The organism is Paraburkholderia sp. J69-1 (assembly GCF_905220255.1).
GTDB lineage: Bacteria > Pseudomonadota > Gammaproteobacteria > Burkholderiales > Burkholderiaceae > Paraburkholderia.
In genome coordinates, this window is record NZ_CAJMZG010000001.1 from 476,835 (window position 1) to 503,541 (window position 26,707).

Here is a 26,707-nt window from a genome sequence, read left to right on the forward strand (position 1 = left end):
AGATTCGCCCATGAAGTTTCGCTTTCCCGTCGTCATCATCGACGAAGACTTTCGCTCCGAGAACATCTCGGGTTCCGGCATCCGGGCACTCGCCGAAGCCATCGAGAAAGAGGGCGCGGAAGTCCTCGGGCTGACGAGCTACGGCGACCTCACCTCGTTCGCGCAGCAGTCGAGCCGCGCCGCGTGTTTCATCCTGTCGATCGACGACGATGAACTGCTGCCCTACGTCGAAGGTGCGGATGGCGAAGCGCCCGAACACGCGCCCGCGATCGTCGCGCTGCGCGCGTTCATGGAAGCGGTGCGCAAGCGCAACGCCGACATCCCCATCTTCCTGTACGGCGAAACGCGCACCTCGCGCCATCTGCCCAACGACATCCTGCGTGAGCTGCACGGCTTCATTCACATGTTCGAGGACACGCCGGAATTCGTCGCGCGTCACGTGATTCGCGAAGCGAAGGTGTATCTGGACGCGCTCGCGCCGCCGTTCTTCAAGGAACTGGTGCAGTACGCCGACGAAGGTTCCTACTCGTGGCACTGCCCGGGTCACTCGGGCGGCGTCGCGTTCCTGAAGAACCCGCTTGGCCAGATGTTCCACCAGTTCTTCGGCGAAAACATGCTGCGCGCCGACGTCTGCAACGCCGTGGAAGAGCTCGGCCAGCTGCTCGACCACACCGGCCCGGTGGCGGCTTCGGAGCGCAACGCCGCGCGCATTTTCAGCGCCGACCACGTGTTCTTCGTGACCAACGGCACGTCCACGTCGAACAAGATCGTCTGGCACGCCACGGTGGCGCCGGGCGACATCGTGCTGGTGGACCGCAACTGCCACAAGTCGATCCTGCACGCGATCACGATGACGGGCGCGATCCCCGTGTTCCTCACGCCGACGCGCAACAACTTCGGCATCATCGGCCCGATTCCGCGCGACGAGTTCAAGCCGGAAAACATCCGCAAGAAGATCGAGGCGAATCCGTTCGCGCGCGAAGCGCTCGAGAAGAACCCGAACCTCAAGCCGCGCATTCTGACGATCACGCAAAGCACGTATGACGGCGTGATCTACAACGTCGAAATGATCAAGGATCTGCTCGGCGACATGCTCGACACGTTGCACTTCGACGAAGCCTGGCTGCCGCACGCCGAATTCCACGCGTTCTACCAGGACATGCACGCGATCGGCGCGGGCCGTCCGCGTACCAAGGCGCTGGTGTTCGCGACGCACTCGACGCACAAGCTGCTGGCCGGCATCTCGCAGGCTTCGCAGATCGTCGTGCAGGATTCGGAAGACAGCGCGTTCGACCGTCACCGCTTCAATGAAGCGTATCTGATGCACACGTCCACCTCGCCGCAATACGCGATCATCGCCTCGTGCGACGTGGCCGCGGCGATGATGGAAGCGCCGGGCGGCCCGGCGCTGGTCGAAGAATCGATCGCCGAAGCGCTCGACTTCCGCCGCGCGATGCGCAAGGTCGACGCCGAATACGGCGACGACTGGTTCTTCCAGGTCTGGGGCCCGGACGAGCTGGCCGAAGAAGGCATCGGCTCGCGCGACGACTGGGTCCTGCGTCCGAACGACCACTGGCACGGCTTCGGCGCGCTGGCGGAAGGCTTCAACATGCTCGACCCGATCAAGGCGACCATCGTCACGCCGGGTCTGGACGTGGACGGCGAGTTCGGCGAAACCGGTATTCCGGCCGCCATCGTCACGAAGTATCTGGCCGAGCACGGCATCATCGTCGAGAAGACCGGTCTGTACTCGTTCTTCATCATGTTCACGATCGGCATCACCAAGGGCCGCTGGAACTCGATGGTCACCGAACTCCAGCAGTTCAAGGACGACTACGACGCCAACCAGCCGCTGTGGCGCGTGCTGCCGGAATTCGTCGCGCAGCATCCGATGTACGAGCGCGTGGGCCTGCGCGATCTGTGCCAGCAGATCCACAGCGTCTACCGCGCCAACGACATCGCGCGTCTGACGACCGAGATGTATCTGTCGACGATGGAACCGGCGATGAAGCCGTCCGACGCGTTCGCCAAGCTCGCGCACCGCGAGATCGATCGCGTGCCGGTCGACGAACTCGAAGGCCGCGTGACGTCGATCCTGCTCACGCCTTATCCGCCGGGCATTCCGCTGCTGATTCCGGGCGAGCGCTTCAACAAGACGATCGTGAACTACCTGAAGTTCGCGCGCGAATTCAACGAGCGCTTCCCGGGCTTCCACACCGATATCCACGGACTCGTGGGCGAGACCATCAACGGCCGCATCGAGTACTTCGTGGATTGCGTGCGGGTGTAAGCGAGGACACGCGGCATGACGGTGCGGCTTTTGCGCAGGTCGGTGCGTTCTCTGGTGTCGGCGTGGTCGCTGGCTGCGGTGCTGGTAACGGGGCTGGCAACCGCGCTGGCGCCGGGGCTGGCACACGCCGAAGTTTCGGCGGCCGATCCAATCGACGCGGGTATGCGTGCGTGTCTCGCGCGCGCGGACCGTTCCTCGACGGCGGGCCAGGTCCAGTGTATGGACGACGCCCGCACGGCCTGGCGCGCCGCCGCCGACGCGGCGCTCGCGCAACTCGTGGCGAAGACGCCGCCCGCGCAGCAGCGGCGCTGGCGCGCGAGCCAGCAGAAGTGGGTGGCGTGGCGCGATGCCGAGGACACCATGCTCGGCGCCGCGTTCGCGACGTCGAGCGGTTCGTCGTATCAGCTTTACGAAGCGGATATGCGTCTGCAGCCCGTGCGCGACCGTGCGCAGGCGCTGCGCGGCTCGCTCGCCACGGCGGCCGACAAGCCCGTGCGCGCACGCGCCTGTAGCGCCGATGCGCGCTGCGAGCACGTGAGCTACGACCTGAACCGCTACTACCGTCAGCTGTACGCGCGTATGCCGAAGCATGCGCGGTCGGCCGTGGCGCGCGCGCAGTCGGCGTGGCGGGCGTATCGCGACGCGACGACGCCGCTCATCGACGAACGTGCGCGGCTCGATCTGCTGGGCGCGCGACTGGCGACGCTCAAGCGTTTGTCGGAGACCGTCAACAACCGTTGATGCGTTGCGTGCATCGATAAAAAAACAGGCGTGAATCCTTGCGGATCACGCCTGTTTCATTTGGGGTGCCAGACGTGCCAGTCGGCAGGCCAGGCTTCGATCAATCGAGCACGCACTGGCCCGGCACGGCTTCCGGCAGCGTGGTGGGATCGCCGAGCAGATCGTGCAGCGCCGCTTCGATGCCGATCGACATGTTGTTGAGCGCGAGATCGTTGTCCTCGGTGCCGAACGGATCTTCAATCTGCGAAGCGATCGCTTCGTGCGCCATGAACGCATAGGCGACGAACACCGCGAAAACCGGCGTAAGCGCGCCGATGCTGTCCACCAGACCGAACGGCAGCAGCGCGCAGAAGAAGTACACGGTGCGGTGAATCATCACCGTATAGGCGAACGGCAGCGGCGTGGAGACGATCCGCTCGCAGCCGCCGATCACATCGGACAGCCCGTTCAGATTGCGCTCGAAAGCGAGCACGGCGTAGCTGTCCACGCGGCCTGCACGCACTTCGGCGCGCAGCCATTCCGAAGCGCAAAGCACGAGCGTCATCGGCCGGTAGCGCGAGGCCATGACGCGCTCGAACACGTCGCGCGGCAGACGCGATTCGAGATCGGCGCGCGGGTCGGTGTGGCGTAACTGATGGCGCAGCGCATGCGGCAATGCGCAGAGCAGGGCGACGAATGGGCGCGCGCGCTCGACGGCGTCGTCGCCTTGCACCAGCGCCAGCGATTGGCGCGCGAGCGAGCGCGTTTCGTTGAGCATTTGCCCCCAGAGCTTGCGGCCTTCCCAGTAGCGGTCGTAGCTCGCGTTATTGCGAAAGCCGAGAAACACAGCCAGCGCAATGCCGATCAGCGAAAACGGCACGGTGCTCAGATTGACCGTCACGCGCAGGATGTGATCGTGCGCGGCGACCGCGACGAACGACAGGCACAGGACGATAAAGAGGCGCGGCAGCAGTTGCGGCAGGACGGAACCGCGCCACGCGAGCAGCATGCGGAACCAGTTGAGATGAGGTCGGACGATCATGTGTGCGTGCTGGTCTGGGCCGGACGGGCAACCCTGCAACGATACGATGCCGCGGGTTGCTTCTGCAAAAAATCATAGCCGCGCGTCGGTTTGCTGCAGGCGCACACTTCCCACATTTTGGGGCGGGTACAGCCCGCCGTTTCGCGTCCGCACAAAAAAACGGGGCGCGCGACGGTGATCGTCGCGCGCCCCGTTGCAGAGCGTTGAGCGGGTAAGTGGCTTACTTCAGCGCTGCGCGTGCCGCCACGATTGCTGCACGAACCTGTTCCGGCGCGGTGCCGCCCGGATGGTTACGCGCCGACACCGAACCTTCCAGCGTCAGCACTTCGAATACGTCTTCGGCCAGCAGATGCGCCACGGCCGGCAGTTCGCTGCGCATTTCGTCGAGCGTGAGGTCGGCCAGATCGCAGTTGCGGTCCACGCAGATACGCACGGCATGCGCGACGGCTTCGTGCGCGTCGCGGAACGGCAGCCCCTTCTTCACGAGGTAATCGGCCAGATCGGTGGCCGTCGAGAAGCCTTGCAGGGCGGCGGCGCGCATCGCATCGGCCTTGACCGTGATGCCCGCGACCATTTCCGCGAAGATGCGCAGCGTGTCCGCGACCGTATCGACGGTATCGAACAGCGGCTCCTTGTCTTCCTGGTTGTCCTTGTTGTACGCGAGCGGCTGGCCTTTCATCAGCGTGAGCAGGCCGATCAGATGGCCGTTCACGCGGCCGGTCTTGCCGCGCGCGAGTTCGGGCACGTCCGGGTTCTTCTTCTGCGGCATGATCGACGAGCCGGTGCAGAAACGATCGGCGATATCGATGAAACCGACGCGCGGGCTCACCCACAGCACCAGTTCTTCCGAGAAGCGCGACACGTGCGTCATGACGAGCGCCGCCGCAGCCGTGAATTCGATCGCGAAGTCGCGGTCGGAGACGGCGTCGAGCGAGTTCGCGCAGATGCCGTCGAAGCCCAGCGTTTTCGCCACGGCGAAGCGGTCGATCGGATAGCTCGTGCCGGCGAGTGCGGCCGCGCCCAGCGGCAGACGGTTCACGCGCTTGCGGCAGTCGACCATGCGTTCGGCGTCGCGCGAGAACATTTCGACGTAGGCGAGCAGGTGATGGCCGAAGGTGACCGGCTGCGCCACCTGCAGGTGGGTGAAGCCCGGCATGATGGTGCCGGCGTGCTGCTCGGCGAGGTCCAGCAGCGCGCCGCGCAGATCGCCCAGCAGTCCGCCGATGCGGTCGATTTCGCCGCGCAGCCACAGGCGGATATCGGTCGCGACCTGGTCGTTACGCGAGCGGCCGGTGTGCAGGCGCTTGCCGGCGTCGCCGATCAGCGCGGTCAGGCGCGCTTCGATGTTCAGGTGCACGTCTTCGAGGTCGAGCTTCCACTCGAATTCGCCGCGCTCGATCTCGCCCTTGATCTGTGCCATGCCGCCCTGGATTGCGGCGAGGTCGTCGGCGGAGATGATCTTCTGCGCGGCCAGCATCGACGCGTGCGCGAGCGAGCCCTCGATGTCGACGAGCGCCAGACGCTTGTCGAAGAAGACCGACGACGTGTAGCGCTTGACCAGCTCCGACATGGGTTCGGAGAAGCGAGCCGACCAGGCTTCGCCTTTTTTGTGCAGTTGGGACGTCATGGTGATGGGGCTTGAGCGAGCAGGTGAAAAAGCGTGCCGCGCAGCAGGGCGCTTCAAACGCAGCCGGAAAGGCCGCCTGAGCGCCGCGCGCAGCGGGAAAGTTGACGATTTTACCATCGGCGCGCGCCGTACCCTGGGGCGCCTGGCGCGCGCGTTATTGCCGGAACGTGCCTGAAGGGCGCTTAAAGCCGCACCAGCACGACCAACTTGAGGTCTTCGCGGTGCGCGGGCTTGAACGTGATCTGGTCGTAGGCGATGCGGCCGTGGCGCGGATGATTGAATTCGCGCCGTCCGCCTTCGCGCTCGAACACGTCCTGCGAGCCCCAGTAGCGGGCGAATTCGTCGCTCGTGGCCAGCAGCGAATCGACCAGCGCGCGCGTGGGCGCGTCGCTCGAATGGCGGATCGAATCGGCGCGGAATTCGGCGGCCAGACGGCGCGCACGCGTTTCCCAATCGACGATCAACTCGCGCCCGAGCGGCTCGGTGAAGGTGAAACGCAGCAGATTGCGGTCGTGATCGCCGTCGAGCCAGCCGGTGAAGAGATCGGCGGCGTGGGCATTCCAGGCGAGCGCCGTCCACTGGCGATCGAGCACGTAGGCGGGCGCATCCACGAGTTGCACGGTTTGCAGCAGCGTTTCGGGCGCGGCGCCGGCGCCGGGCGCATCGGGTTCGGCCGGGTCGCGCTGGGCGGCCAGCTCGAACAGATAGGCGCGTTCGGCGCGCGACAGGCGCAGCGCGACGGCAATGCGCGCGAGCGCGTCCGCCGATGCCGAAACCGGACGCCCTTGCTCGATCCACGTGTACCAGGTGGGGCTGACGCCGCACAGCTGCGCGACTTCCTCGCGGCGCAGGCCGGGCGTGCGGCGGCGCGGGCCCGGCGGCAGGCCGACTTCTTCGGGCGAAAGCCGCTCGCGGTGGGCGCGGATAAATTCGCCGAGCGCGCGTGCGGGCGTGGCGTCGAGGGTCTTCGCGGAACCGGCGTCGTGGGCCGGTGCGGGGGTATCGGTGCTCATGTAACGGGGGCGGGTGCTGTTGATACCAGAATAACTGCTTAACTTGTACTGGTACAGATGGGGCTCTATTGTAGCGGCGTCCCCTTCGAAATCGTCCCCACAAACAGGAGCATGCGATGAAACATCACGATCAGGTTGCCGACGCCTTCGGTTCGACCGCCGCCGCCTACCTCACGAGCCAGGTCCACGCGAGCGGCGCCGATCTGGACAACCTCGCCGCGACCTTCGCGGCGACCTGCGGCAATGCGACGGTGCTGGACATGGGCTGCGGCGCCGGGCACGCGAGTTTCGCCGTCGCGCCGCATGTGAAGGACGTGGTGGCCTACGACATCGCCCCGCAGATGCTCGCGACCGTCGAAGCCGCCGCGAAAGAGCGCGGCCTTGCCAGCATCCGCACGCAGCAGGGCGCGGCCGAAGCCTTGCCGTTCGCCGATGCTTCGTTCAACTGGGCGATCAGCCGCATGAGCGCGCATCACTGGCGCGACGTGCCGCGCGCGCTGGCCGAAGTGCATCGCGTGCTCAAGCCGGGCGGCCGGCTCAAGTTCATCGATATCGCGGGCATCGACGATCCGCTTTTCGACACGCATATCCAGGCCGTGGAAGTGCTGCGCGATGCCTCGCATATCCGCGACTATCGCGCCGACGAGTGGGTCGCGATGCTCGATCGCGCGGGTTTCGATGCGAAGGTGAGCGAGCGCTGGCGCATCGATATCGACTTCGATACGTGGGTGGCGCGCATGCGCACGCCAGCGGAGCGTGTGACGGCGATCCGCTCGATGTGGACGAGCGCGCCCGACGAGGTGAAGCAGTATTTCGACGTGAAAGCCGATGGGTCTTTCAAGCTCGATGCGTTGATGATCGAGGCGGCGCGGCGGGGGTGAGGGTACGCCGTGATGACTGATCTGAGGCGATTCAGCATCAGATTTCGGCATCTCGTGAATCTCGGCATTGCCCTGAAAACAAAAAAGCCCCGCAGATCGTTGATCTGCGAGGCTTTCCGGGCAAGACGCCAACTTAACCCGTATTCCGCAACCCAGCCGCGATCCCGTTGATCGTGAGGTGAATGCCGCGGCGCACGCGCGGGCTCGGGTCGCCGGCGCGGTAGCGCTTGATCAGCTCGACCTGCAAGTGATTGAGCGGATCGAGATACGGGAAGCGGTTCTTGATCGAACGCGCGAGCAGCGGGTTATCGGCGAGACGGCCGTTCGAACCGGTGATCTCGTCGAGCACCTTCGTCGTGCGGTCCCACTCGGCCACGATGCGCTCGAACACGTGCTTGCGCAGTTTCTTGTCGGTCACGAGTTGCGCGTAGCGCGACGCCACGGCGAGGTCGGTTTTCGCCAGCGTCATGTCCATGTTCGAGAGCAGGTTCGCGAAGAACGGCCAGCTCTTGTACATCTTCTTGAACATGGCCAGACGGCGCGTGCGCTCGGCCTCGCTGCCCGCTTCGTCGAGATACGCCGACACCGCGCTGCCAAAGCCATACCAGCCCGTGAGCAGCAGGCGGCACTGGCCCCACGAGAAGCCCCAGGGAATCGCGCGCAGATCGTCGATCTTGCGATTCTTCGGGTCCTGCAGCTTGCGCGAAGCCGGACGGCTGCCGATGTTGAGTTCGGCGATTTCCGTGATCGGCGTCGAGGCGAAGAAGTAGTCGGTGAAGCCCGGCGTCTCGTAGACCAGCGAACGGTACGCGGCCATCGCATCGTCGGAGAGCTTTTGCATCGTCTCTTCGAACGCGGGCAATTGATCCGGCTCGTTGCTGCCGCCGTCCTTGCCCATCGGCAGCAGCGTCGCTTCGAGCGTCGCGGCGATCACCGTTTCCAGATTGCGGCGGCCGATCTCGGGATTGCCGAACTTCGAGGCGATCACTTCGCCTTGCTCGGTCAGGCGGATCTGGCCGTCGACCGTGCCCGGCGGCTGCGAAAGAATCGCGTTATAGGTCGGGCCGCCTCCGCGACCGACCGTGCCTCCACGTCCATGGAACAGCCGCAGCGTGATGCCGCGTTCCTTGTAGAGCGCGACCAGCGCGAGTTCGGAGCGATACAGTTCCCAGTTCGAGGTGAGGAAGCCGCCGTCCTTGTTGCTGTCCGAATAGCCGAGCATGATTTCCTGCTCGTTGCCCCAATGCTCGACGATACCGTCGATGCCCGGCAGCGCCAGCAGATCGCGCATGATGCCCGACGCGTGGCGCAAGTCGGGAATCGTTTCGAACAGCGGAATCACCATCAGCGCGGCCTTGGCGGGATCTTCCGCGTGCCCGAGGCGGCCGTGCAGCAGGCCGGTTTCCTTTTGCAGCAGCATCACTTCCAGCAGGTCGGAAACCGTTTCGGTGTGCGAGATGATGTAGTTGCGCACCGCACGCGCGCCGAACTTCTCGCGCGTCACGCGCGCCATTTCCAGCACGCCCAGCTCGCTCTTCACGAGATCGGAATAGTCGAGATACGGCGAGCGCAGCGTGCGCGGATCGGCCAGTTGCGCGAGCAGGACGATCTGCTTGTCTTCTTCGGAGAGCGCGGCGTAATCGGCCTGAACGCCTGCGCGCGCAAGCAGTTCGGTGATTACGGCTTCGTGGATGTCCGAGCTTTGGCGCAGGTCGATCGACGCCAGATGGAAGCCGAACACTTCGACCGCGCGCAACAGCGGCGCGAGACGCGGCGTGGCAAGCGACGCGCCGTGATGTTCGGCGAGCGAATCCATCAGCACGCGCAGATCGCGCGAGAATTCGGCGGCATCGGCGTAAGGCGTCGCACGCACGGGCGTCACGCCGCGGCCTGCGCTGCGCACGGCCACCACGCCTTCGCCCAGACGCACGCGGGCGCTGGCGGCCAGACGCGTGTACACGCCGATCAGCGCACGGCGATACGGCTCGTCCACACGATGCGGCGACTGGTCGGGCGAGGCTTCGGCCAGCGCCTTGAGTTCGTCGCTCGCGCCGGCCAGCAGATTCGACACGGACAGCTCCGCGCCCAGCTTGTGCACTTCGTCGAGGTAGTGCTGCAGGATCACCTGCGCCTGACGCTCGCTGGCTTCTTCGAGCGTGGCCGAGGTGACGTTCGGATTGCCGTCGCGGTCGCCGCCGATCCAGCTACCCATCTGGAAGAACGCGGGCAGACGCGCCGACAGACCGTGTTCCTTCAGTTGCGTTTCGATCTCGCCGTACAGCGCGGGGATCTCGGTGAGAAAGGTCGTGTGGTAGTACGAGAGCGCGTTCTCGATTTCGTCGCCGACAGTCAGGCGCGCGTCGCGCAGCATGCGCGTCTGCCACAGCGAGGTGACGCGTGCGCGCAGCAATGCTTCGTTCTGCTCAAGTTCGCGATGCGTGAGCGGCTGGTCGCGTTCGGCCAGCAGGCGCGCGACATCGTGCTGCGAATCGAGCGTGCTCTTGCGCTGCACTTCGGTCGGGTGGGCGGTGAGCACGGGCACGATCAGCGCGTCGTTGAAGAACTGCTGGAGCACGGGCGTGGCGGCCGCGCCGGCTTGCGCCAGGCGTTCGAGCGAATGCGCGATGGTGCCGGCCTGCGGCGCCGAACCCGCCAGATCGTGAATCCGGCGGCGGCGATTGCGATGGCGGTCTTCGGCGATATTCGCGAGATGCGAGAAGTAGCTGAAGGCGCGCACGACGCTCACGGTCTGCTCGGGCGAGAGCGCGCGCAGCTGCTTTTCCAGGGCGAGCGCGTCGGCGCTGTCGTCTTCGCGGCGAAAACGCACGGCGGTCTGGCGGATCGTTTCCACCACGTCGAACACTTCGTCGCCTTCCTGTTCGCGCACCACTTCGCCGAGCAAGCGGCCCAGATAGCGGATGTCTTCGAACAGCGGCTGGTCCTTGTCGTCGCGTGCGCGGCCATTGCGCACCGCGGCGGCGGCCTTCGGTGCCTTGGCGGGCTTGAGCGCCTTCGCGGGCTTGTCGGCCTTGGCGGCTTTTTCGGCCTTCGGCGCTTTCACGGCCTTATCGGTCTTATCGGCTTTCGCGGCCTTCAGCGCCTTGGCTGCCTTCGCGGCCTTCGGCGCAGCGGATTCGCTCACGCTGCGCGTTGCGGTTTTCGAGGCGGTCGAGGCTTGTGTGATGGTCGTGGTCTTCGTGCCAGTGGATTGTTCCGCCTGCGCCTGTGCTGCGGAAGATGCGTTCTGCGATGCGTTGTTGCGGCGCTGTGCGCGCGCCGATCCGGAAGACTTCACGATGTTTTCCTCAAGACTAGCCAGCAATTGCCCTGCATGGGCCAAAATCGGGCACGAACGTCCCAACTCGAACCAACATCAGGGGATGGACAGGTGGTGCGGGACTGCCAACTGCATGGACGCGGCCGGGACCGCGACTCAGGTACTTCGACGCTACTTCGGTGCAACCTGGAGCGGATGGGCAAGCCATCCTGAATGCGCGACATCGAACGAGGCGCCGGGCGCAGGCTTTGCTGGACGGCGTCGCCGCACGCAGTGCGAGGACGTGAATGGGGCACACGGCTTCTGCTCGAAGCCCGGTCTCTTCCTTGCCGCCGCACACGCCGGTTCTACGACCGCGGTTTTACCACCGCTTCTGCCGCCTCATATCGCCCATCGGGCAGGCGGAAAAAGGGGCGCGTGCTAACATTGCCTGTTATCCGATTCTGTTTTTTTCGAACCCGTCATTCGATGTGCTTGCCATGAATTCCGAGACGTTATCTACGCCCATGTCGGCCACACCGCGTACGCTGGTCATCGCTTCGCGGGAGAGCCGCCTCGCAATGTGGCAGGCCGAACATGTGCAAGCTGCGCTGCACAAATTATATCCATCCTGCGACGTGAAAATCCTGGGAATGACGACCCGAGGCGATCAAATTCTCGATCGTACGCTGTCGAAAGTCGGCGGTAAGGGTCTTTTCGTCAAGGAACTGGAGCAGGCGCTGGCCGATGGTCACGCCGATCTGGCGGTGCATTCGCTCAAGGATGTGCCGATGGAATTGCCCGAAGGCTTCGCGCTCACGGCCATCATGGAGCGCGAAGATCCGCGCGACGCCTTCGTGTCGAACGACTACGACTCGCTCGCGGCGCTGCCGCCGGGCGCGGTGGTCGGCACCTCCAGTCTGCGCCGCGAGTCGATGATCCGAGCGCGTTATCCGCATCTGGATGTGAAGCCGCTGCGTGGCAATCTGGATACCCGTCTGTCGAAGCTCGATCGCGGCGACTACGCGGCGATCATTCTGGCGGCCGCGGGTCTCAAGCGTCTGGGTCTGGGCGCGCGCATCCGTGCGCTGCTTTCGCCTGAAGATAGTCTGCCGGCCGCGGGGCAGGGCGCGCTCGGTATCGAAATTCGCGCCGATCGCGCCGATGTCGCCGCCTGGCTCGCACCGCTGCACGACGACGCCACCGCCAAGGCCGTCGAGGCCGAACGCATGGTCTCGCGCGCCCTGGGCGGCAGCTGTTCGGTGCCGCTCGCGGCCTACGCGCAGTGGCAGGACGGCAAGCTCGCGCTGCGCGGCACGATCGCCACGCCCAACGCCAGCCAGGTGCTGGCCGCCGAGGAAGCCGCCGCGCCCGCCACGGTAGCGGAAGCGGTCGCGCTCGGCCGCAAGGTCGCCGACGATCTGATCGCACAAGGCGCGCTCGACATCGTGCGCGCACTGGCCGAAGCCGGTGCGCACGAGCAGCGCGTGCCGAATGCGCCTCCGTCGTCGCGCGGTACAGACAGCGGCACGGGCGGACAATGACGAGCCCCTGGCAGCCGCGCCGCGACGGCACGCCCGGTTCGGCCCAGCCCGATGAATGGCGCGGGCCCGCCGATGGTGCGCATTCCGAACCACGCCAGGCTCACACCGGCGCACCGTTTTCGGTCGTCATAACCCGGCCGGCCGGTCAGTCGGATACGCTCGCGACCCAGCTCGCCGCACGCGGCCTGAAGCCGCTCGATTTTCCCCTCATCGCCATCGCGCCCGTGCGCGACGACGCGCCGCTGCGCGAAGCGCTCGGCGCGCTCGACCGTTACGCGCTGGTGGTGTTCGTTTCACCGAATGCCGTCGATCGCGCGTTCGATTGCTATCGCGAGATCTCGTCGATCTGGCCGCACGCGCTGCCTGTCGCGGTCGTCGGTCCGGCCAGCGTTGCGGCGCTCGCGCGTCACGGCGTCGCCGCACCCACGCATCGCGTCATCAGCCCGGCCGGAGCCGCCGACGAAGAACCCGCGCGCTTCGACTCCGAATCGCTTTACGCCGCGCTCGAAAAGACGCTCGGCGAGAACGCCTTCGCGGGCCAGCGCGTGCTGATCGTGCGCGGCGACGGCGGGCGCGAATGGCTCGCCGACCGCCTGCGCGAAGCGGGCGCCGAAGTCGAAGCCGTGGCCGCCTACCGGCGCATCGTGCCGGAGCCGCCGATCGGCGCGTGGGCGTCGATCCACACGCTGCTCGAAGGCGCGCCGCACGCGTGGCTCGTGACCAGCTCCGAAGGCGTGCGCAATCTCGACGAACTCGCGCGCGAGCACCTCACGGCGGGCGAAATCGTCGAGCTGCGCCATGCCCATCTGGTCGCGCCCCATCCGCGGATCGCCGAGACGGCGCGCTCATTGGGTTTTGATAGGATTACGGTGTCCGGCGCGGGCGACGAACGCATTGTCGATACGCTGCTCGGGCTCGCATCGTCCCAGTCGGCATCCTCGGTTTCTTCCGATGGTTCTTCAGCCGCGCAGTCCGCGGCTCAACCAGTTCAGAACATCCCGGCCTCGCCGCCGGCACAACCACGCATGACTGATCAGAACGATTCCAGCCACGTTCCCAACTCAGGCGCCACGCCCGCTTCGTCGTCCGCTGTGACGGCGGCGGCCGCTTCTTCTTCCAGTGCTTCGTCTGGTGCTTCGTCAGCGTCGTCTTCGAATGCGCGCCCGGCATCGTCGTATGCATCGGCGCCGCCTGCGAGCGCGAACGCGCGCCGCGGCGGTGCAGGTTCCGCGATCCTCTGGCTCGTGATCGTGCTGGTCGCGGGCGGTGCGGGTGCGGGCGGTTACGCGCTCAACCGCAAGCTCGACCGCATGGACGCGGCGCTCGCGCAGCGCCAGCAGGCTGCCGATCAGCAGACTTCCGCGCTGCGCGCGCGTGCCGATCAGGCCGTCACCAGCGCCCAGCAGATCGACAAGCAGATGGCGCAGCTCGAAGGCAAGATCGCCGATGCGCAAAATTCGCAGCAGGCGCTCGCCCAGCAATACGCCGATCTCGCGAAGAACCGCGATGACTGGACCCTCGCCGAAGTCGGCCAGATGCTCTCCAGCGCCAGCGAACAGCTGCAAATGACCGGCAACACGCAACTCGCGCTGTTCGCGCTGCAAAGCGCCGACACGCGCCTCGCCGCTTCGGACAGCCCGCAGGCGCTCGCCGTGCGCAAGGCCATCGCGCAGGACACCGACAAGCTCAAGGCCGCGCCGTCCACCGACCTCGCGGGTCTGGCGATCAAGCTCGACACGGCGCTCGCCGCCATCGACAAGCTGCCGCTCGCGGGCGAAGCGATCGTCGCGCATACCAAACCGGAAGCCGCCACGCCGACCGACGTTGCGAAAACCGCGGCCGCTACCGGCGAGCCGCGCTGGAAGGCCTGGCTCGACACCTTCGTTTCCGGCATCGGCCAGCAGATCGCCAGCCTCGTGCAGGTGCGTCGCATCGATAACGCCGACGCCATGCTCGCCTCGCCCGATCAAGGCTATTTCGTGCGTGAGAACGTGAAGCTGCGGCTGCTGTCCGCGCGCCTGTCGCTGCTCTCGCGCAACGAAGCCACGCTCAAGTCCGACCTCGCCGCCGCCGACGCCGCGCTCGCGCATTACTTCGACAGCGCGTCGAAGGAAACGCAGAACGTGCGCGACCTGCTCAAGCAGGTGGACGCGGGTTCGGCTGCGGTCGCGCTGCCCACGCTCGACGAGAGCCTGAAGGCGATCCAGCAATACAAGAGCCGGGGGTAAGACATGGCGATCCGTGGACTTCTCTGGCTCGCGCTCCTCTTCGCGGTCGCCGTGGCGCTCGCAACCGTGGGGCGCTTCGACGCGGGGCAGGTGCTGCTCGTCTATCCGCCGTATCGCGTCGATGTTTCGCTGAACCTGTTCGTGGTCGGCATCGTCGTGGCGTTTTTGCTGCTCTACGCGATCCTGCGTTTCGTGCGCAATATCGTCACGATGCCGCGCCGCGTTGCCGCCTATCGTGCGCGTGCGCGCAAGGAAAAGGCGCATTCGGCGCTGCGTGACGCCGTGGGCAATCTCTATGCGGGCCGTTTCTCGCGCGCCGAAAAAGCCGCCCGCGATTCGCTCGCCGATGAAAACAACAAGGGCGCGGCCGGGCTGATCGCTGCGAACGCCGCGCATCGTCTGCACGAATATGCGCGCCGCGACGAATGGCTCACCCAGGTCGAAGACCCCGAGCTGCAGGAAGCGCGTCTGATGGCCACCGCCGATATGCGCGCCGATGGCCGCGACGCGGACGGCGCACTCGCCGCACTCACCGAAATGCGCACCCAGGGCGGCCGCCGCATTCACGCGCAGCAGATCGCGCTGCGCGCGCAGCAGCAGCTCAAGAACTGGAGCGAAGTGCTCAAGCTGGTGAAGACGCTGGAAAAGCGCGAGGCGCTGCATCCGGCCGTGGCCGTGCGTCTGCGTCAGCTGGCGGCGGAAAACCTGCTGCGCGAGCGTCGTCATAACGCCGATGCGCTGCTCGAACTCTGGCATGCGCTCACGCCGGTCGAGCGTCATTCGCCGCGTCTGGCCGATTGCGCCGCCGAACTGCTGATCGCGCTCGATCGCCAGAACGACGCGCGCAAGATCGTCGAGGAAGCGCTGGCGCAGAACTGGGATGCGCGTCTGCTGCGCCGTTACCCGGACACCGCAGGCAACGATGCGCTGCCGCTGATTCAAAAAGCGGAAGCGTGGCGCAAGGAGCGCCCGGAAGACGGCGATCTGCTGTTCGCGCTCGGCCGTCTGTGTCTGAAGCAGCAGCTTTGGGGCAAGGCGCAGTCCTTCCTCGAAGCGGCGCTCAAGTCGGCCAACGCCAGCGGCAACGAACCGCTCAAGATCCGCTCGCACCGCGCGCTCGCGCGTCTGCACGAGGAACTGGGCGACGCGGGCAAAGCGGCCACGCACTACCGCGAAAGCGCGCTGGCGATGAACATCGTCTGATGCCTGGTTCGCTGTTGCCGCAATGAACTGCTGCAATGAACCGCCGCAATAAAAAATGGCCGCTGAAAAGCGGCCATATTCTTTGGCTGCGCAAACCGGTATGCGTTAGCGGTTCACCAGTTTCGCGGGCGCGCACAGCGCCAGCAGACCGCCGACGATCATGCACGCTGCGAGCAGATACATGCCCGAGTCGTTGGCCGACGTGGCCTGCTTGAGCCAGCCCACTGCATACGGGCTCAAAAAGCCCGCAAGATTGCCGATCGAATTGATCAGCGCGATGCCTGCTGCCGCGCCGGTGCCCGCGAGCCAGGCCGTCGGCAGGCTCCAGAACAGCGGCAGCGTGGTGAGAATGCCGATGGTCGCGAGCGTGAGCGCGGCCATCGCCAGCACCGTATCGTGCGCCCACGTCACCGACAGCACGAGACCGAGCGCGCCAAATGCGGCCGGAATCGCGATATGCCAGCGCCGCTCGCGCCGGCGGTCGGCGCTGCGCGCAACCAGCACCATGCCGATCACCGCCGCCGCGAACGGAATCGCCGAAAGCAGCCCGATCGACAAGGCGTCCTTCACGCCCGTCGCCTTGATGATGGTCGGCAGCCAGAAACTCACGCCGTAAAGCCCCATCACGAAGGCAAAGTACGTGAGGCTCATCAGCAGCACGCGCGGGCTCGTGAGCACGGTGCGCAGGGGCGGGTCTTCCTTGGTGGCGTCCTCGGCGGCGATATTGCGTTCGAGCAGCGCGCGCTCTTCGGGCGTCAGCCATTTGGCGTTGCCGATGCGGTCGTCCAGCACGAAAAACACCAGCACGCCAACGATCACCGAAGGCAGCCCTTCGAGCAGAAACAGCCACTGCCAGCCTTGCCAGCCGTTCGCGCCATCGAAGGACTTGAGAATCCAGCCCGACACCGGCCCGCCGATCACCCCGGACAAGGCGATGGCCGTCATGAACCACGTGGTCATGCGCCCGCGCCGGTGCGCCGGATACCAGTACGTCAGATAGAGAATGATGCCGGGGAAAAAGCCCGCTTCGCACAGGCCGAGCAGGAAACGCATCACGTAGAACATCGTTGGCGTGGTGACGAACATCGTCAGGATCGAGACGAGTCCCCAGGTGACCATGATGCGCGCGATCCAGACGCGTGCGCCCACGCGATGCAGGATCACATTGCTTGGCACTTCGAACAAAAAGTAGCCGATGAAGAAAATGCCTGCGCCGAAGCCATAAACGGCGTCGGAGAGATTGAGCGCGGTGCTCATCTGCAGTTTGGCGAAGCCGACATTGACGCGGTCGAGATAGGCGACCACGTAACAGAGCATGAGGAGCGGGATCAGGCGCCACGCGACCTTGCGGTAAGTGGCTTCTTCGAAGGCGGGAAGGGGCGCGCCTGCGCCCGCGTGCGGCAGGTGATTCGCTGGACTGGCCATGGTGTCTCCGTGCGGGCCGCGGGTTCGGCCTGCGTGTATTGCCGTCTTGTTATCGCGGCTGTGCGTGGACAAATCACGTGGACAAGCACGACCATTCTATACGCGCCGCCAGGCCGGGGCGGCGCGGGAAAACACCAATACGTCAAGGACTTACGCGCGCTGGCGAGCGGTTACACGCAGCGCCCTCCATCGACTTCGACACAGGTGCCGGTGATGAAGGCGGCGTCGTCGGAAGCCAGATAAAGGCAGGCGTTGGCCACGTCCTGCGGCGTGGAAAAGCGCCCGAGCGGGATCGTCGCGATAAAGCGCTGGCGATTCTCGGGCGTGTCGGGCACGCCCATGAATTCCGCCGTCAAACCCGTATCGCCGATCACCGGATTCACGCAGTTCACGCGGATGTTGTCCGGCCCGAGTTCGGCGGCGAGCGCCTTGCTGGCGACGATCATCGCGCCTTTGCTGCCGTTGTACCAGACCAGTCCGGGCCGCGGCCGGATGCCCGCCGTCGAGGCGATGTTGACGAACGCGCCGCCGCCGCGCTCGCGGAAATGCGGCACGAAGGCGCGCACGCTCCAGTAGAGGCCTTTCACGTTGACGGCGTAGACGCGGTCGAATTCGGCTTCGCTCACCTCCATCACCGGTTTGTTGCGATGCGTCGTGCCCGCGTTGTTGACGACGATGTCGACGCTGCCGAAGTCGTCGATGGCGGCTTCGCGCAGCGCATGCCAGTCGGCCTCGCGCGTGATGTCGCCCTGCACGGCGATGGCCTTGCCGCCCGCGAGCGCGATTTCACTGGCCACGCGCTGCGCGGATTCGACGTTCAGATCGTTGATGACGACGTTCGCGCCCTCGCGCGCGAAGGTTTTGGCGATGCCTTCGCCGAAGCCCGAACCGGCGCCCGTGACCACGGCGGTTTTGCCTTTGAGTCGCATGGTGTCTCCGTTTTTGTGATGGCGGATAAACGTGCTTTCAGCCGTGGCGGATCGCAATTGTCTTGAGCACGGTGAAACCGTAGAGCGCTTCGAAGCCTTTTTCGCGGCCGTGGCCTGACTGTCGCGCACCGCCCGAGGGCGCACCGCCAAACGGCAACTCGACGCCGCCGCCCGCGCCATAGTTGTTCACAAAGACCTGGCCCGCGCGCACGCGCCGCGCCATGCGCATCTGGCGCGCGCCGTCGCGGGTCCAGACGCCTGCGACCAGGCCGTAGGGCGTGCCGTTGGCGAGCGCGAGCGCCTGCGCTTCATCGTCGAAAGGCATGGCGGCGAGCACCGGCCCGAACACTTCTTCCTGCGCGAGACGGCTTTGCGGCGGCACGTCGCGCAACAGCGTGGGGACTTCGTAGAAGCCGCCATCGGGCGCGCTCGCGTCCAGACGGCCGCGCGCGGCCACGGCAATGCCGTCGCGCTGCGCTTCGTCGAGGAAATCGCGCACGCGCCGCCGCTGCTTCTCGCTGATGAGCGGGCCGCAGTCGAGATCGGCGCCCGACGGCCCGACGCGCAGTTGCTCGAACGCGCCCGCGAGCCGGTCGAGCAGCGGCGCGTACGCACTGCGCTCGATCAGCACGCGGCTGCCCGCCGAGCAGGTTTGCCCGGCGTTCTGCACGATCGCGGCGACCAGCACGGGCAGGGCGGCGTCGAAAACGGCATCGGCGAACACGATTTGCGGCGACTTGCCGCCCAGTTCGAGCGTGACGGGCACGTGATGTTCGGCGGCCAGTTGGGCGACCAGCTTGCCGGTCTGCGGCGAGCCGGTGAACGAGATATGGTCGATGCCCGCATGCGCCGCGAGCGCCGCGCCGGCTTCGTGGCCGAAGCCCGTGACGATGTTCAGCGCGCCCGGCGGCAAGCCCGCCTCGCGCGCGAGCGCGGCGACGTGCAGCAGCGACACGCAGGCGTCTTCGGCGGGCTTGACCACGCAGGCGTTGCCCGCCGCGAGCGCCGCGCCCACGCTGCGGCCGAAAATCTGCATCGGGTAGTTCCACGGCACGATATGGCCGGTCACGCCATGCGGCTCGCGGATCGTCAACACCGTGTAGCCGTTCTGGTAGGGCAGGGTTTCGCCGTGCAGCTTGTCGGCGGCGCCCGCGTAGAACTCGAAGTAGCGCGCGAGCGCGGCGGCATCGGCGCGGGCCTGTTTGAGCGGTTTGCCGGTGTCCTGCGCTTCGCGCTGCGCGAGTATGTGCGAGTCGCGGGTGACCAGCGCCGCCAGCGCGAATAGCAGGCGGCCGCGTTCCGCCGCAGACAGCGCGCCCCACGCGCCTTCATAGGCGGCGCGCGCGCAGCGAACGGCGGCGTCGATGTCGGCGGCATTGCCGCGTGCGAGCCGGGCGAAGGGTTGGCCGGTGGAGGGATCGAGCGCGGCGAGGGTTTCGCCGCTGGCGGGCGCACACCACGCGCCGCCGATGAAATGCCTTGCTTCTTCCATGCATGCGCCTCGTTGAGGTTGAGGACAACGCCTGAAGGGAAAGCCAGAGAGCGATGAGCGCCGGGCGAACGCCGACCGGCCCATTATCGCGCCACTTGCGGCCGGGCCGCGCGCGAATTCAGGAGACGCTTCATCGTAACTGCAGACCGCACCAGGAATCACCCTGGCCGATTGGCTATAATGGCCGACAACCTCGAACGTCCGGTTGCGTGCCGGCGCGCAGTGCGTGGCTTGCCTCGCGTGTGCCGCCGCGCCGTGCAACTGTCGCTTATTTCCCTTTTCAACAGAGAGCGCTCATGAGCTTCGCAAACGTGCCCGCCGGCAAGGATCTGCCGCAAGATTTCAACGTCATCATCGAGATTCCGGCGCAAAGCGATCCGGTCAAGTACGAAGCCGACAAGGAAATGGGCGTGCTCGTCGTCGACCGTTTCGTCGGCACCGGCATGCGCTACCCGGTCAACTACGGTTTCATTCCGCAGACGCTGTCGGGCGACGGCGACCCCGTCGACGTGCTCGTGATCACGCCGTTCCCGCTGCTGGCTGGCTCGGTCGTGCGTTCGCGCGCGCTCGGCATGCTGCAGATGACGGATGAATCGGGCGTCGACGCCAAGCTGATCGCCGTGCCGCACGACAAGGTTTGCCCGATGACGGCCAACATCAAGTCGCTGGACGACGTGCCCGAGTACCTGAAGGACCAGATCAAGCACTTCTTCGAGCAATACAAGGCGCTCGAAAAGGGCAAGTGGGTCAAGGTCGACGGCTGGGCAGGCATCGAAGCCGCTCACAAGGAAATCACGGAAGGCTTCGCAAACGCGCAGAAGCAGTAAGCTGCCGCGAGTTTCAGCGCGAGTTTTGCCGATAAAAAAACCGCACGTGCCGTCAAGGCCGTGCGGTTTTTTTATGCGCTGGGTGCCGCGCTTTTTTCGGGAGTTTCGGGCGCTTCCGGCGTTTCAGGCGCTTCAGGTTCAGGCGGCGGTGGCAGCACCGATTCGAGCGTTCGACCGCCCGCAGCAAGCTCGCGCTTTTCGTGCGGACGCAGACGTTTGACCCAGTACTCGGCGCTCGATGCGCTGGAGCGGTTGGCGAATTCGAACTGCGCGAGCACCTGCACCGGTTTGCGCGCACGCGTGTAGCGCGCGCCGGTGCCGCTCGCGTGCTGCGCGAAGCGCGCCTGAACGTCGATGGCGATGCCCGTGTAGACGCTGCCGTCGGCGCATTCGAGCAGATAGAGAAACCACGGCATGTTTCGGGTGGCGATGATCGGGTTGGCGTGAGTCGCAGTGCGCGGGGCGTGAATTATCGGCCGCGCGCGTCAGCTTCGGAAGGGATTGTGCTCGTTGAGTTCGTGCATGTAGGCGTGGATCTGGTTGGTCTCGCTTTGCAGGAAACTCGCCACCGCATCGGCGAAAGCAGGGTGCGCGAGCCAGTGCGCCGAGCGCGTCACGGTCGGCATGAAGCCGCGCGCCATCTTGTGCTCGCCCTGCGCGCCGCCTTCGAACACCGCGAGTTTTTCCTCGATGCAGAACTCCAGCGGCTGGTAGTAGGCCGTCTCGAAGTGCAGGCAAGGCACATGTTCGAGCGCGCCCCAGTAGCGGCCGTAGAGCGTGCCGCCGGTGCCATCGGCGTCACGCTGATACACCACGAGCGAACTGGCGATGGGCTTGCCTTCGTATTCGGCAATCACCAGCAGCAGGTTCTCCGGCATGCTCGCGCCGATCATGCGGAAGAAGTCCAGATTCAGATACGGCGACGAAAAATGCTCGCGATACGTCTGCCGGTAGCAGCGGCTGAAAAAGCGCCAGTCTTCGTCGCGGATGTCTTCGCCGCGAATGCGCCGCAGCGTCACGCCCGCGTCGTGCACCTTGCGGCGCTCGGCGCGGATGTTCTTGCGCTTCTTCTGTTCGAGCGTGGAGAGAAAATCGTCGAAGTCGCGATAGCCGTCGTTGAGCCAGTGAAACTGCACGCCTTCGCGCTGCATCATGCCCAGATCGGTGAGGGCGGCGGCGTCTTCGCCGGTGGGAAACAGCACATGCAGCGAGGAAACATCGGCCTGTTCGGCGAAGGCGAGCAGCGTGGCGGCCAGATGGCGTCGCGCGGTGTCGTCCTCGGCCATCAGGCGCGTGCCCTGCACCGGCGTGAACGGCACGGCGCACAGCAGCTTCGGGTAATAGTCGAGGCCGTTGCGCTTGTAGGCGTCCGCCCAGGCCCAGTCGAACACGTATTCGCCGTAAGAGTGGCCCTTGGCGTAGACCGGCGCGGCGGCGGCGAGGCGGCCCGTGTGGGCGTCCGTGAGCGTGACGAACTGCGGCGCCCAGCCCGCGTCGGGCGCGGCGCAACCGGTGGCGTCGAGCGCCGTGAGGAATTCGTGGCGCAGAAACGGCGTCGGCTGCGCCTGGCGCGCGAGCAGGGCGTTCCATTCGGCGGCGTCGAGCTCGGACGGTGAGCCGATAATGCCCGTGCGATAATCGAAATGTTTCTTGTCCAACTGGCGTGCCCGTGCTTGCCTGGATGTCTGGTTCGCGTGCCGTGTCTGTCCTGATCGCAGTCATTCGTAGCGATTTGCAGCGATTCGCGGCACTGCGGCAAGCGGTCATGGTAAAGCAAACGACCCGAACGGGTGAGGGCCGCAACAACGTGCGCGCCGCCGGTTGCCCGTCGCCCAGCCAGTCACCTCCCGCCACGCCTTCGAGCTATCGCTTATCGGTTATCGAAATGAAAGAGCGCTTCTTCAATCTCTACTCGCACGGTTTCGCACGCGTGGCCGTGGGCGTGCCGCGCTGCCGCGTGGCCGATCCGGCCTTCAACGCCGCGCAGACGCTGACGCTTGCCCGCGAAGCCGCCGCCAAAGGCGCGGCGCTGGTCGCGTTCCCGGAACTCGGTCTGTCCGCCTATAGCTGCGACGATCTCTTCCATCAGCAGGCGCTGCTCGATGCCTGCGAACGTGCGCTCGCGCAGATCGTGGAAGCCTCGGCCGAACTGCCGCTGGCGATGATCGTCGGCTTGCCGGTGCGCGTGGGCCATGCGCTCTTCAACTGCGCGGCGGTGGTGTCGGGCGGGCGCATCGCGGGCATCGTGCCGAAGAGCTTCCTGCCGAATTACGGCGAGTTCTACGAGCCGCGCCAGTTCAGCGCGGCCGATACGGCGAGCACGGACACCGTGCGCATCGCGGGCGCGGACGTGCCGTTCGGCGCCGGGCTGCTGTTCGAAGCGGCGCAGATTCGCGGGCTGCGTTTTCACGTCGAGATCTGCGAAGACGTCTGGGTGCCGATTCCGCCGTCGTCGTTCGCGGCGCTCGCGGGCGCATCGGTGCTGGTGAATCTGTCGGCGTCGAACGTGGTGGTGGGCAAGGCCGGTTATCGTCAGCAACTGGTGTCGCAGCAATCGGCGCGGTGCCTGGCGGCCTATCTCTATACCTCGGCGGGTCAGGGCGAATCGACCACCGACATGGCCTGGGACGGCCAGGCGCTGGTCTGCGAAAACGGCGAAGTGCTCGCGCAGTCCGAACGTTTTCTCGCCGATTCGCATCTGATCTTCGCCGATGTCGATCTTGAGCGATTGCAGCAGGAACGCATCCGCCAGACCACCTTCGGCGATTCGATCCGCCGTTACGCCGACGAAGTCGCGAAATTCCGCGTGATTCGCTGCGAGCTGGCGGGTCAGGGCGCATGGACGCGCGAGACGCTCGCGCTCGAGCGCCGCGTCGAGCGTTTCCCGTATGTGCCGGCCGACCCGAAGCGCCGCGACGAGCGCTGCAACGAGGTCTACAGCATTCAGGTGCAGGCGCTCGTGCAGCGTCTGCAACAGGCGGGCATCAAGAAGGTGGTGATCGGCGTGTCGGGCGGGCTGGATTCGACGCACGCGCTGCTGGTCTGCGCGAAGGCGATGGACCGTCTCGGCCTGCCGCGCGCGAATATTCTGGCGTACACCATGCCGGGCTTCGCGACCAGCGAACGCACGCTGCGCCAGGCGCGCGAGCTGATGAATCTGGTCGGCTGCACGGCGCGCGAAATCGACATCCGCCAGAGCTGCATGCAGATGCTCGAAGACCTCGGCCATCCGTATTCGGAAGGCAAGGAAGCCTACGACATCACCTTCGAGAACGTGCAGGCCGGCGAGCGCACGAATCACCTGTTCCGCCTCGCCAATTTCAATCACGCGATCGTGATCGGCACCGGCGATCTTTCCGAGCTGGCGCTGGGCTGGTGTACTTACGGCGTGGGCGATCACATGTCGCACTACAACGTGAACGCCAGCGTGCCCAAGACGCTCATCACGCATCTGGTGCGCTGGGTCGCGGAAACCGGGCAGATCGGCCAGAACGGCGAAAGCGGCGCGGACGTGCTCGAAGCAATTCTCGCCACCGATATCAGCCCGGAACTGATCCCCGGCAAGACCGACGGCGCGCCCGAGCAGAAGACCGAAAGCACCATCGGCCCATACGAGCTGCAGGACTTCAACCTCTACTACACGCTGCGCTTCGGCTTTGCGCCCACCAAGGTGGCGTTCCTCGCGCGGCATGCGTGGGGCGATCGCGAAGCAGGCGCGTGGCCCGACAACGCCAAGGTCGTGCGCAACGCGTACGACCTGGCGGCGATCAAGCGCAATCTGCGCATCTTCCTCGACCGCTTTTTCCGCACCAGCCAGTTCAAGCGCACCTGTATTCCGAATGCGCCGAAGGTGGGCTCGGGCGGCTCGCTGTCGCCGCGCGGCGACTGGCGCGCGCCGAGCGATTCGGAAAGCGCCGTGTGGCTCGCCGATCTCGATCGCGTGCCGAACCAGGAGCCGACGGCTTGAGCCTGGGCGCAGAGCGTAGAATTGCCAGATCGACGCAAAGCACAAGCAGATTCACCGATTCATTCGCATAACCCGCAGATAACCGATACCAGACGAGGCTCGCCATGAAACGCATTACCGCCGTCATCAAACCGTTCAAGCTCGACGAAGTGCGCGAGGCGCTCGCCGAAGTGGGCCTCACCGGCCTGACCGTCACGGAAGTCAAAGGCTTCGGCCGCCAGAAGGGCCACACGGAGCTGTACCGTGGCGCCGAATACGTGGTCGACTTCCTGCCCAAGGTGAAGATTGAAGTCGTGGTCGCGAACGACCAGTGCGATCAGGTGATCGACGCGATCATCGGCGCGGCGCGCACGGGCAAGATCGGCGACGGCAAGATTTTCGTCACCGAAGTCGAGCGCGTGATCCGTATCCGCACCGGCGAAGAGAACGAAGCCGCGGTCTAAGCCGCGCCGGATTCTCCAGCCAGAAAAAGAAAAGGGACGGCGCCGCGAGTCATCAAGACCCGGCCCGTCCCGCAATAAAAAACGGTGCGATACCCTTTCGGACACCGCACCGATACGCGCCTCTCGCAGCAGCGTGAAAACGTCGATGTAGCTATTCTGTCTGCACTCGTCTTGAAGGGTTTGGGCTAGCCCGCGAAGGCGCTAGCCCAGACGCTTAGAACGAGTGCTGGATGCCTGCGTACACGCCGCTCTGGCTGTGGCCGATGAGCGGGTTGCCCGTGGCTGCCGACGTGCCGTAGTTGTTGGCGTTCAGGCCGAAGTTAGCCGACTTGCTGTTCTGCACCGTGGCTGCCTGGATGTCGAGCAGCGTGCGCTTGGACAGGTTGTACGAGCCACCGATCGAGTACAACGTGGCGTTGCCGCCGCCGTTGTTCGCGTTGACGTGGTAGACCGCGCCGATCAGGGCAGCAGCCGGCGTAATTTGCCACGTCACACCGCCCCATTCGTGATCGAGCGTGCTCGGCTGGCCGATTGCCAGACCCGTCATGCCCGACGAACGGATTGCTTCGTAGCCGCCCTGGACCTTGAACGGTCCGAGGAACACGTTGACCATCGCCATGTAGTCACGCGAGTAGGCGAACACGCCTTGTCCCGCGTTGTCCGAGTTCACGCCGGTCGGATCGTAAGCGCCGCCGAGCGTACCGGTGTTCGGGTTGCGGATTTCGTCGTACAGGCCGCGGATCTGGAACAGCGAGTTCGTGTAAGTCAGTTGGATACCGTCTTCACGACCTTGCGCCGTCGTACCGTTGCCGTTCCAGCTCGTCGAGTTCGAGAACGAGTACTGGCCGTACACGTCGAAGCCGTAGAACTTCGGCGACTGGTACGAAATGTTGTTGCTCGATTGCGGCCAGTTGCGGCCACGCACCAGCGACGCCGACGACCAGTTCGATTGACCGAACGGGTCGAAGTCCCAAATGCCGTTGGAGATGAACAGTTCGCGGCCCAGCAGCAGGGTACCGAACTGGTCGTTCGACATACCGACGGTTGCCCAGCGATTGAAGAGACCGCCGTTGCCCGGGCCTTGACCCGTCGTCGTGCTGAAGCTGCCTTCCAACTGGAAGAGTGCCTTGTTGCCGCCGCCGAGGTCTTCAACACCCTTCATGCCCCAGAGGCTGGTGCCCCAGTAGCCGCTTTCGAGCTGGACCTGGCTTTTGCTGCCGGTAGCTTGACCGTTCGCACCCGAACCTACGCCGACGCCGCTCATGTACGCGACACCTGCGTCAAGACGGCCATAGAGCGTCACGCTGCTTTGCGCATGCGCGAGGACGCCAGCGGACATCAGTGCCGCGGCGAGCAATGCTTTCTTCATCTTCTCCTCCATACCCTGTCAAAGAGTCAACCTTAGTACTGCGAAAGACGTCCGCGCGCCTTCGGGGTGCTGCGGACAGAAATAGTCGCGTAAAGGGAGTGTGACCCGAGGGATCGGCGTTACGGAACGATGCGAGCAGGACAACCTGTTCGAGTCGTCATGCAGATCCCTTGGTTGACTGGCATCTCCCGTTCTTATTTGAAGTGAAACTACTTTTAATGTTCTTTGTTTTGCTACTCTGGTTACTAATTTAGCAAAAAAGGTTGGCGCTGGCGAACGAAATCGCGCCTCGGGGGCGGGGTGTCGTCAAATTGCCATATGCACTTCCTGGATGGTGGTCAGGGCAATCTGAAAAGTATGCCTAAATCCTTGTAGGACAAGGCACACACGGATCAGCATGGGGTAGCTTCAGGATTGCCACTATTGACGGGCGAAACAGGCAGGAGTAATG

20 protein-coding genes are annotated in these 26,707 nt (G+C 65.4%); 10 read left to right on the forward strand and 10 right to left on the reverse strand.

All coding sequences use genetic code 11. The features are described from left to right. Positions 1-10 precede the first annotated feature (10 nt). Together U5A67_RS02190 and U5A67_RS02195 are read left to right on the forward strand one after the other, a co-directional pair. On the forward strand, positions 11-2,290 hold the full coding sequence (locus U5A67_RS02190; RefSeq protein ID WP_205981158.1) for an arginine/lysine/ornithine decarboxylase: 2,280 nt from the start codon (positions 11-13) through the stop codon (positions 2,288-2,290). 15 nt (positions 2,291-2,305) lie between these two features. Next, a complete protein-coding gene (locus U5A67_RS02195) occupies positions 2,306-3,031 on the forward strand; it encodes a lysozyme inhibitor LprI family protein (protein WP_321814348.1) in 726 nt (241 codons plus the stop codon). Between the two features lie 100 nt (positions 3,032-3,131). On the opposite strand, the gene U5A67_RS02200 is transcribed toward U5A67_RS02195, so the two are convergent. After that, complete coding sequence (locus U5A67_RS02200) at positions 3,132-4,052, reverse strand: bestrophin family protein (RefSeq protein ID WP_205981156.1); 921 nt, start codon at positions 4,050-4,052, stop codon at positions 3,132-3,134. Positions 4,053-4,272: 220 nt separating this feature from the next. Beyond that, entirely contained in the window at positions 4,273-5,679 is a 1,407-nt protein-coding gene (gene argH / locus U5A67_RS02205) for an argininosuccinate lyase (protein ID WP_205981155.1), read from the reverse strand. Between argH and U5A67_RS02210 the strand changes: the two genes are divergently transcribed. Further along, positions 5,606-5,854 (forward strand): hypothetical protein, encoded by a 249-nt coding sequence (locus tag U5A67_RS02210; RefSeq protein ID WP_321814454.1) that lies wholly within the window; start codon positions 5,606-5,608, stop codon positions 5,852-5,854. The genes argH and U5A67_RS02210 overlap by 74 nt on opposite strands. 7 nt (positions 5,855-5,861) lie before the next feature. Here U5A67_RS02210 and U5A67_RS02215 read toward each other — a convergent pair whose 3' ends face one another. Further along, positions 5,862-6,692, reverse strand: coding sequence for a helix-turn-helix transcriptional regulator (locus tag U5A67_RS02215; RefSeq protein WP_205981154.1), 831 nt, complete (start codon positions 6,690-6,692; stop codon positions 5,862-5,864). 116 nt (positions 6,693-6,808) lie between these two features. Between U5A67_RS02215 and U5A67_RS02220 the strand changes: the two genes are divergently transcribed. Beyond that, positions 6,809-7,573, forward strand: coding sequence for a class I SAM-dependent methyltransferase (locus tag U5A67_RS02220; protein ID WP_321814349.1), 765 nt, complete (start codon positions 6,809-6,811; stop codon positions 7,571-7,573). Positions 7,574-7,706: 133 nt separating this feature from the next. Here U5A67_RS02220 and ppc read toward each other — a convergent pair whose 3' ends face one another. Then, a complete protein-coding gene (ppc, locus tag U5A67_RS02225) occupies positions 7,707-10,757 on the reverse strand; it encodes a phosphoenolpyruvate carboxylase (RefSeq protein ID WP_415767687.1) in 3,051 nt (1,016 codons plus the stop codon). Positions 10,758-11,329: 572 nt separating this feature from the next. Here ppc and hemC point away from each other — a divergent pair. The 3 genes from hemC to U5A67_RS02240 are packed head-to-tail and all read left to right on the forward strand — an operon-like array spanning position 11,330 to position 15,804. Continuing rightward, positions 11,330-12,373: a hydroxymethylbilane synthase gene (hemC, locus tag U5A67_RS02230; protein WP_205981151.1), complete on the forward strand. Its 1,044-nt coding sequence runs from the start codon at positions 11,330-11,332 to the stop codon at positions 12,371-12,373. Then, positions 12,370-14,601, forward strand: a complete 2,232-nt coding sequence (gene hemDX / locus U5A67_RS02235) for a fused uroporphyrinogen-III synthase HemD/membrane protein HemX (protein WP_321814351.1) — start codon at positions 12,370-12,372, stop codon at positions 14,599-14,601. Before hemC ends, hemDX begins: the two co-directional genes overlap by 4 nt. Positions 14,602-14,604: 3 nt before the next feature. Beyond that, complete coding sequence (locus U5A67_RS02240; RefSeq protein ID WP_205981149.1) at positions 14,605-15,804, forward strand: heme biosynthesis protein HemY; 1,200 nt, start codon at positions 14,605-14,607, stop codon at positions 15,802-15,804. Between the two features lie 105 nt (positions 15,805-15,909). Here U5A67_RS02240 and U5A67_RS02245 read toward each other — a convergent pair whose 3' ends face one another. The 3 genes from U5A67_RS02245 to U5A67_RS02255 form a co-directional block, all read right to left on the reverse strand. Continuing rightward, positions 15,910-17,229 (reverse strand): MFS transporter, encoded by a 1,320-nt coding sequence (locus U5A67_RS02245; protein ID WP_321814352.1) that lies wholly within the window; start codon positions 17,227-17,229, stop codon positions 15,910-15,912. Positions 17,230-17,399: 170 nt separating this feature from the next. Further along, a complete protein-coding gene (locus tag U5A67_RS02250) occupies positions 17,400-18,158 on the reverse strand; it encodes an SDR family oxidoreductase (protein ID WP_205981147.1) in 759 nt (252 codons plus the stop codon). 37 nt (positions 18,159-18,195) lie between these two features. Next, a complete protein-coding gene (locus U5A67_RS02255) occupies positions 18,196-19,650 on the reverse strand; it encodes an aldehyde dehydrogenase family protein (protein WP_321814353.1) in 1,455 nt (484 codons plus the stop codon). 296 nt (positions 19,651-19,946) lie between these two features. Between U5A67_RS02255 and ppa the strand changes: the two genes are divergently transcribed. Continuing rightward, a complete protein-coding gene (gene ppa, locus U5A67_RS02260) occupies positions 19,947-20,477 on the forward strand; it encodes an inorganic diphosphatase (protein WP_205981145.1) in 531 nt (176 codons plus the stop codon). A gap of 71 nt (positions 20,478-20,548) precedes the next feature. Here the strand turns inward: ppa and U5A67_RS02265 are convergent, their stop codons facing one another. After that, on the reverse strand, positions 20,549-20,893 hold the full coding sequence (locus U5A67_RS02265) for a GIY-YIG nuclease family protein (protein WP_321814354.1): 345 nt from the start codon (positions 20,891-20,893) through the stop codon (positions 20,549-20,551). A gap of 69 nt (positions 20,894-20,962) precedes the next feature. Further along, positions 20,963-22,135, reverse strand: a complete 1,173-nt coding sequence (locus tag U5A67_RS02270) for a GNAT family N-acetyltransferase (protein WP_321814355.1) — start codon at positions 22,133-22,135, stop codon at positions 20,963-20,965. A gap of 227 nt (positions 22,136-22,362) precedes the next feature. Between U5A67_RS02270 and U5A67_RS02275 the strand changes: the two genes are divergently transcribed. Next, a complete protein-coding gene (locus U5A67_RS02275; protein ID WP_321814442.1) occupies positions 22,363-24,444 on the forward strand; it encodes an NAD(+) synthase in 2,082 nt (693 codons plus the stop codon). A 104-nt stretch (positions 24,445-24,548) separates the two neighbouring features. Next, the gene (gene glnK / locus U5A67_RS02280) at positions 24,549-24,887 is read left to right on the forward strand and encodes a P-II family nitrogen regulator (RefSeq protein WP_205981142.1); all 339 of its coding nucleotides are present in this window, start codon (positions 24,549-24,551) and stop codon (positions 24,885-24,887) included. A 214-nt stretch (positions 24,888-25,101) separates the two neighbouring features. Here the strand turns inward: glnK and U5A67_RS02285 are convergent, their stop codons facing one another. Beyond that, complete coding sequence (locus U5A67_RS02285; protein WP_321814356.1) at positions 25,102-26,256, reverse strand: porin; 1,155 nt, start codon at positions 26,254-26,256, stop codon at positions 25,102-25,104. Between the last annotated feature and the right edge of the window lie 451 nt (positions 26,257-26,707).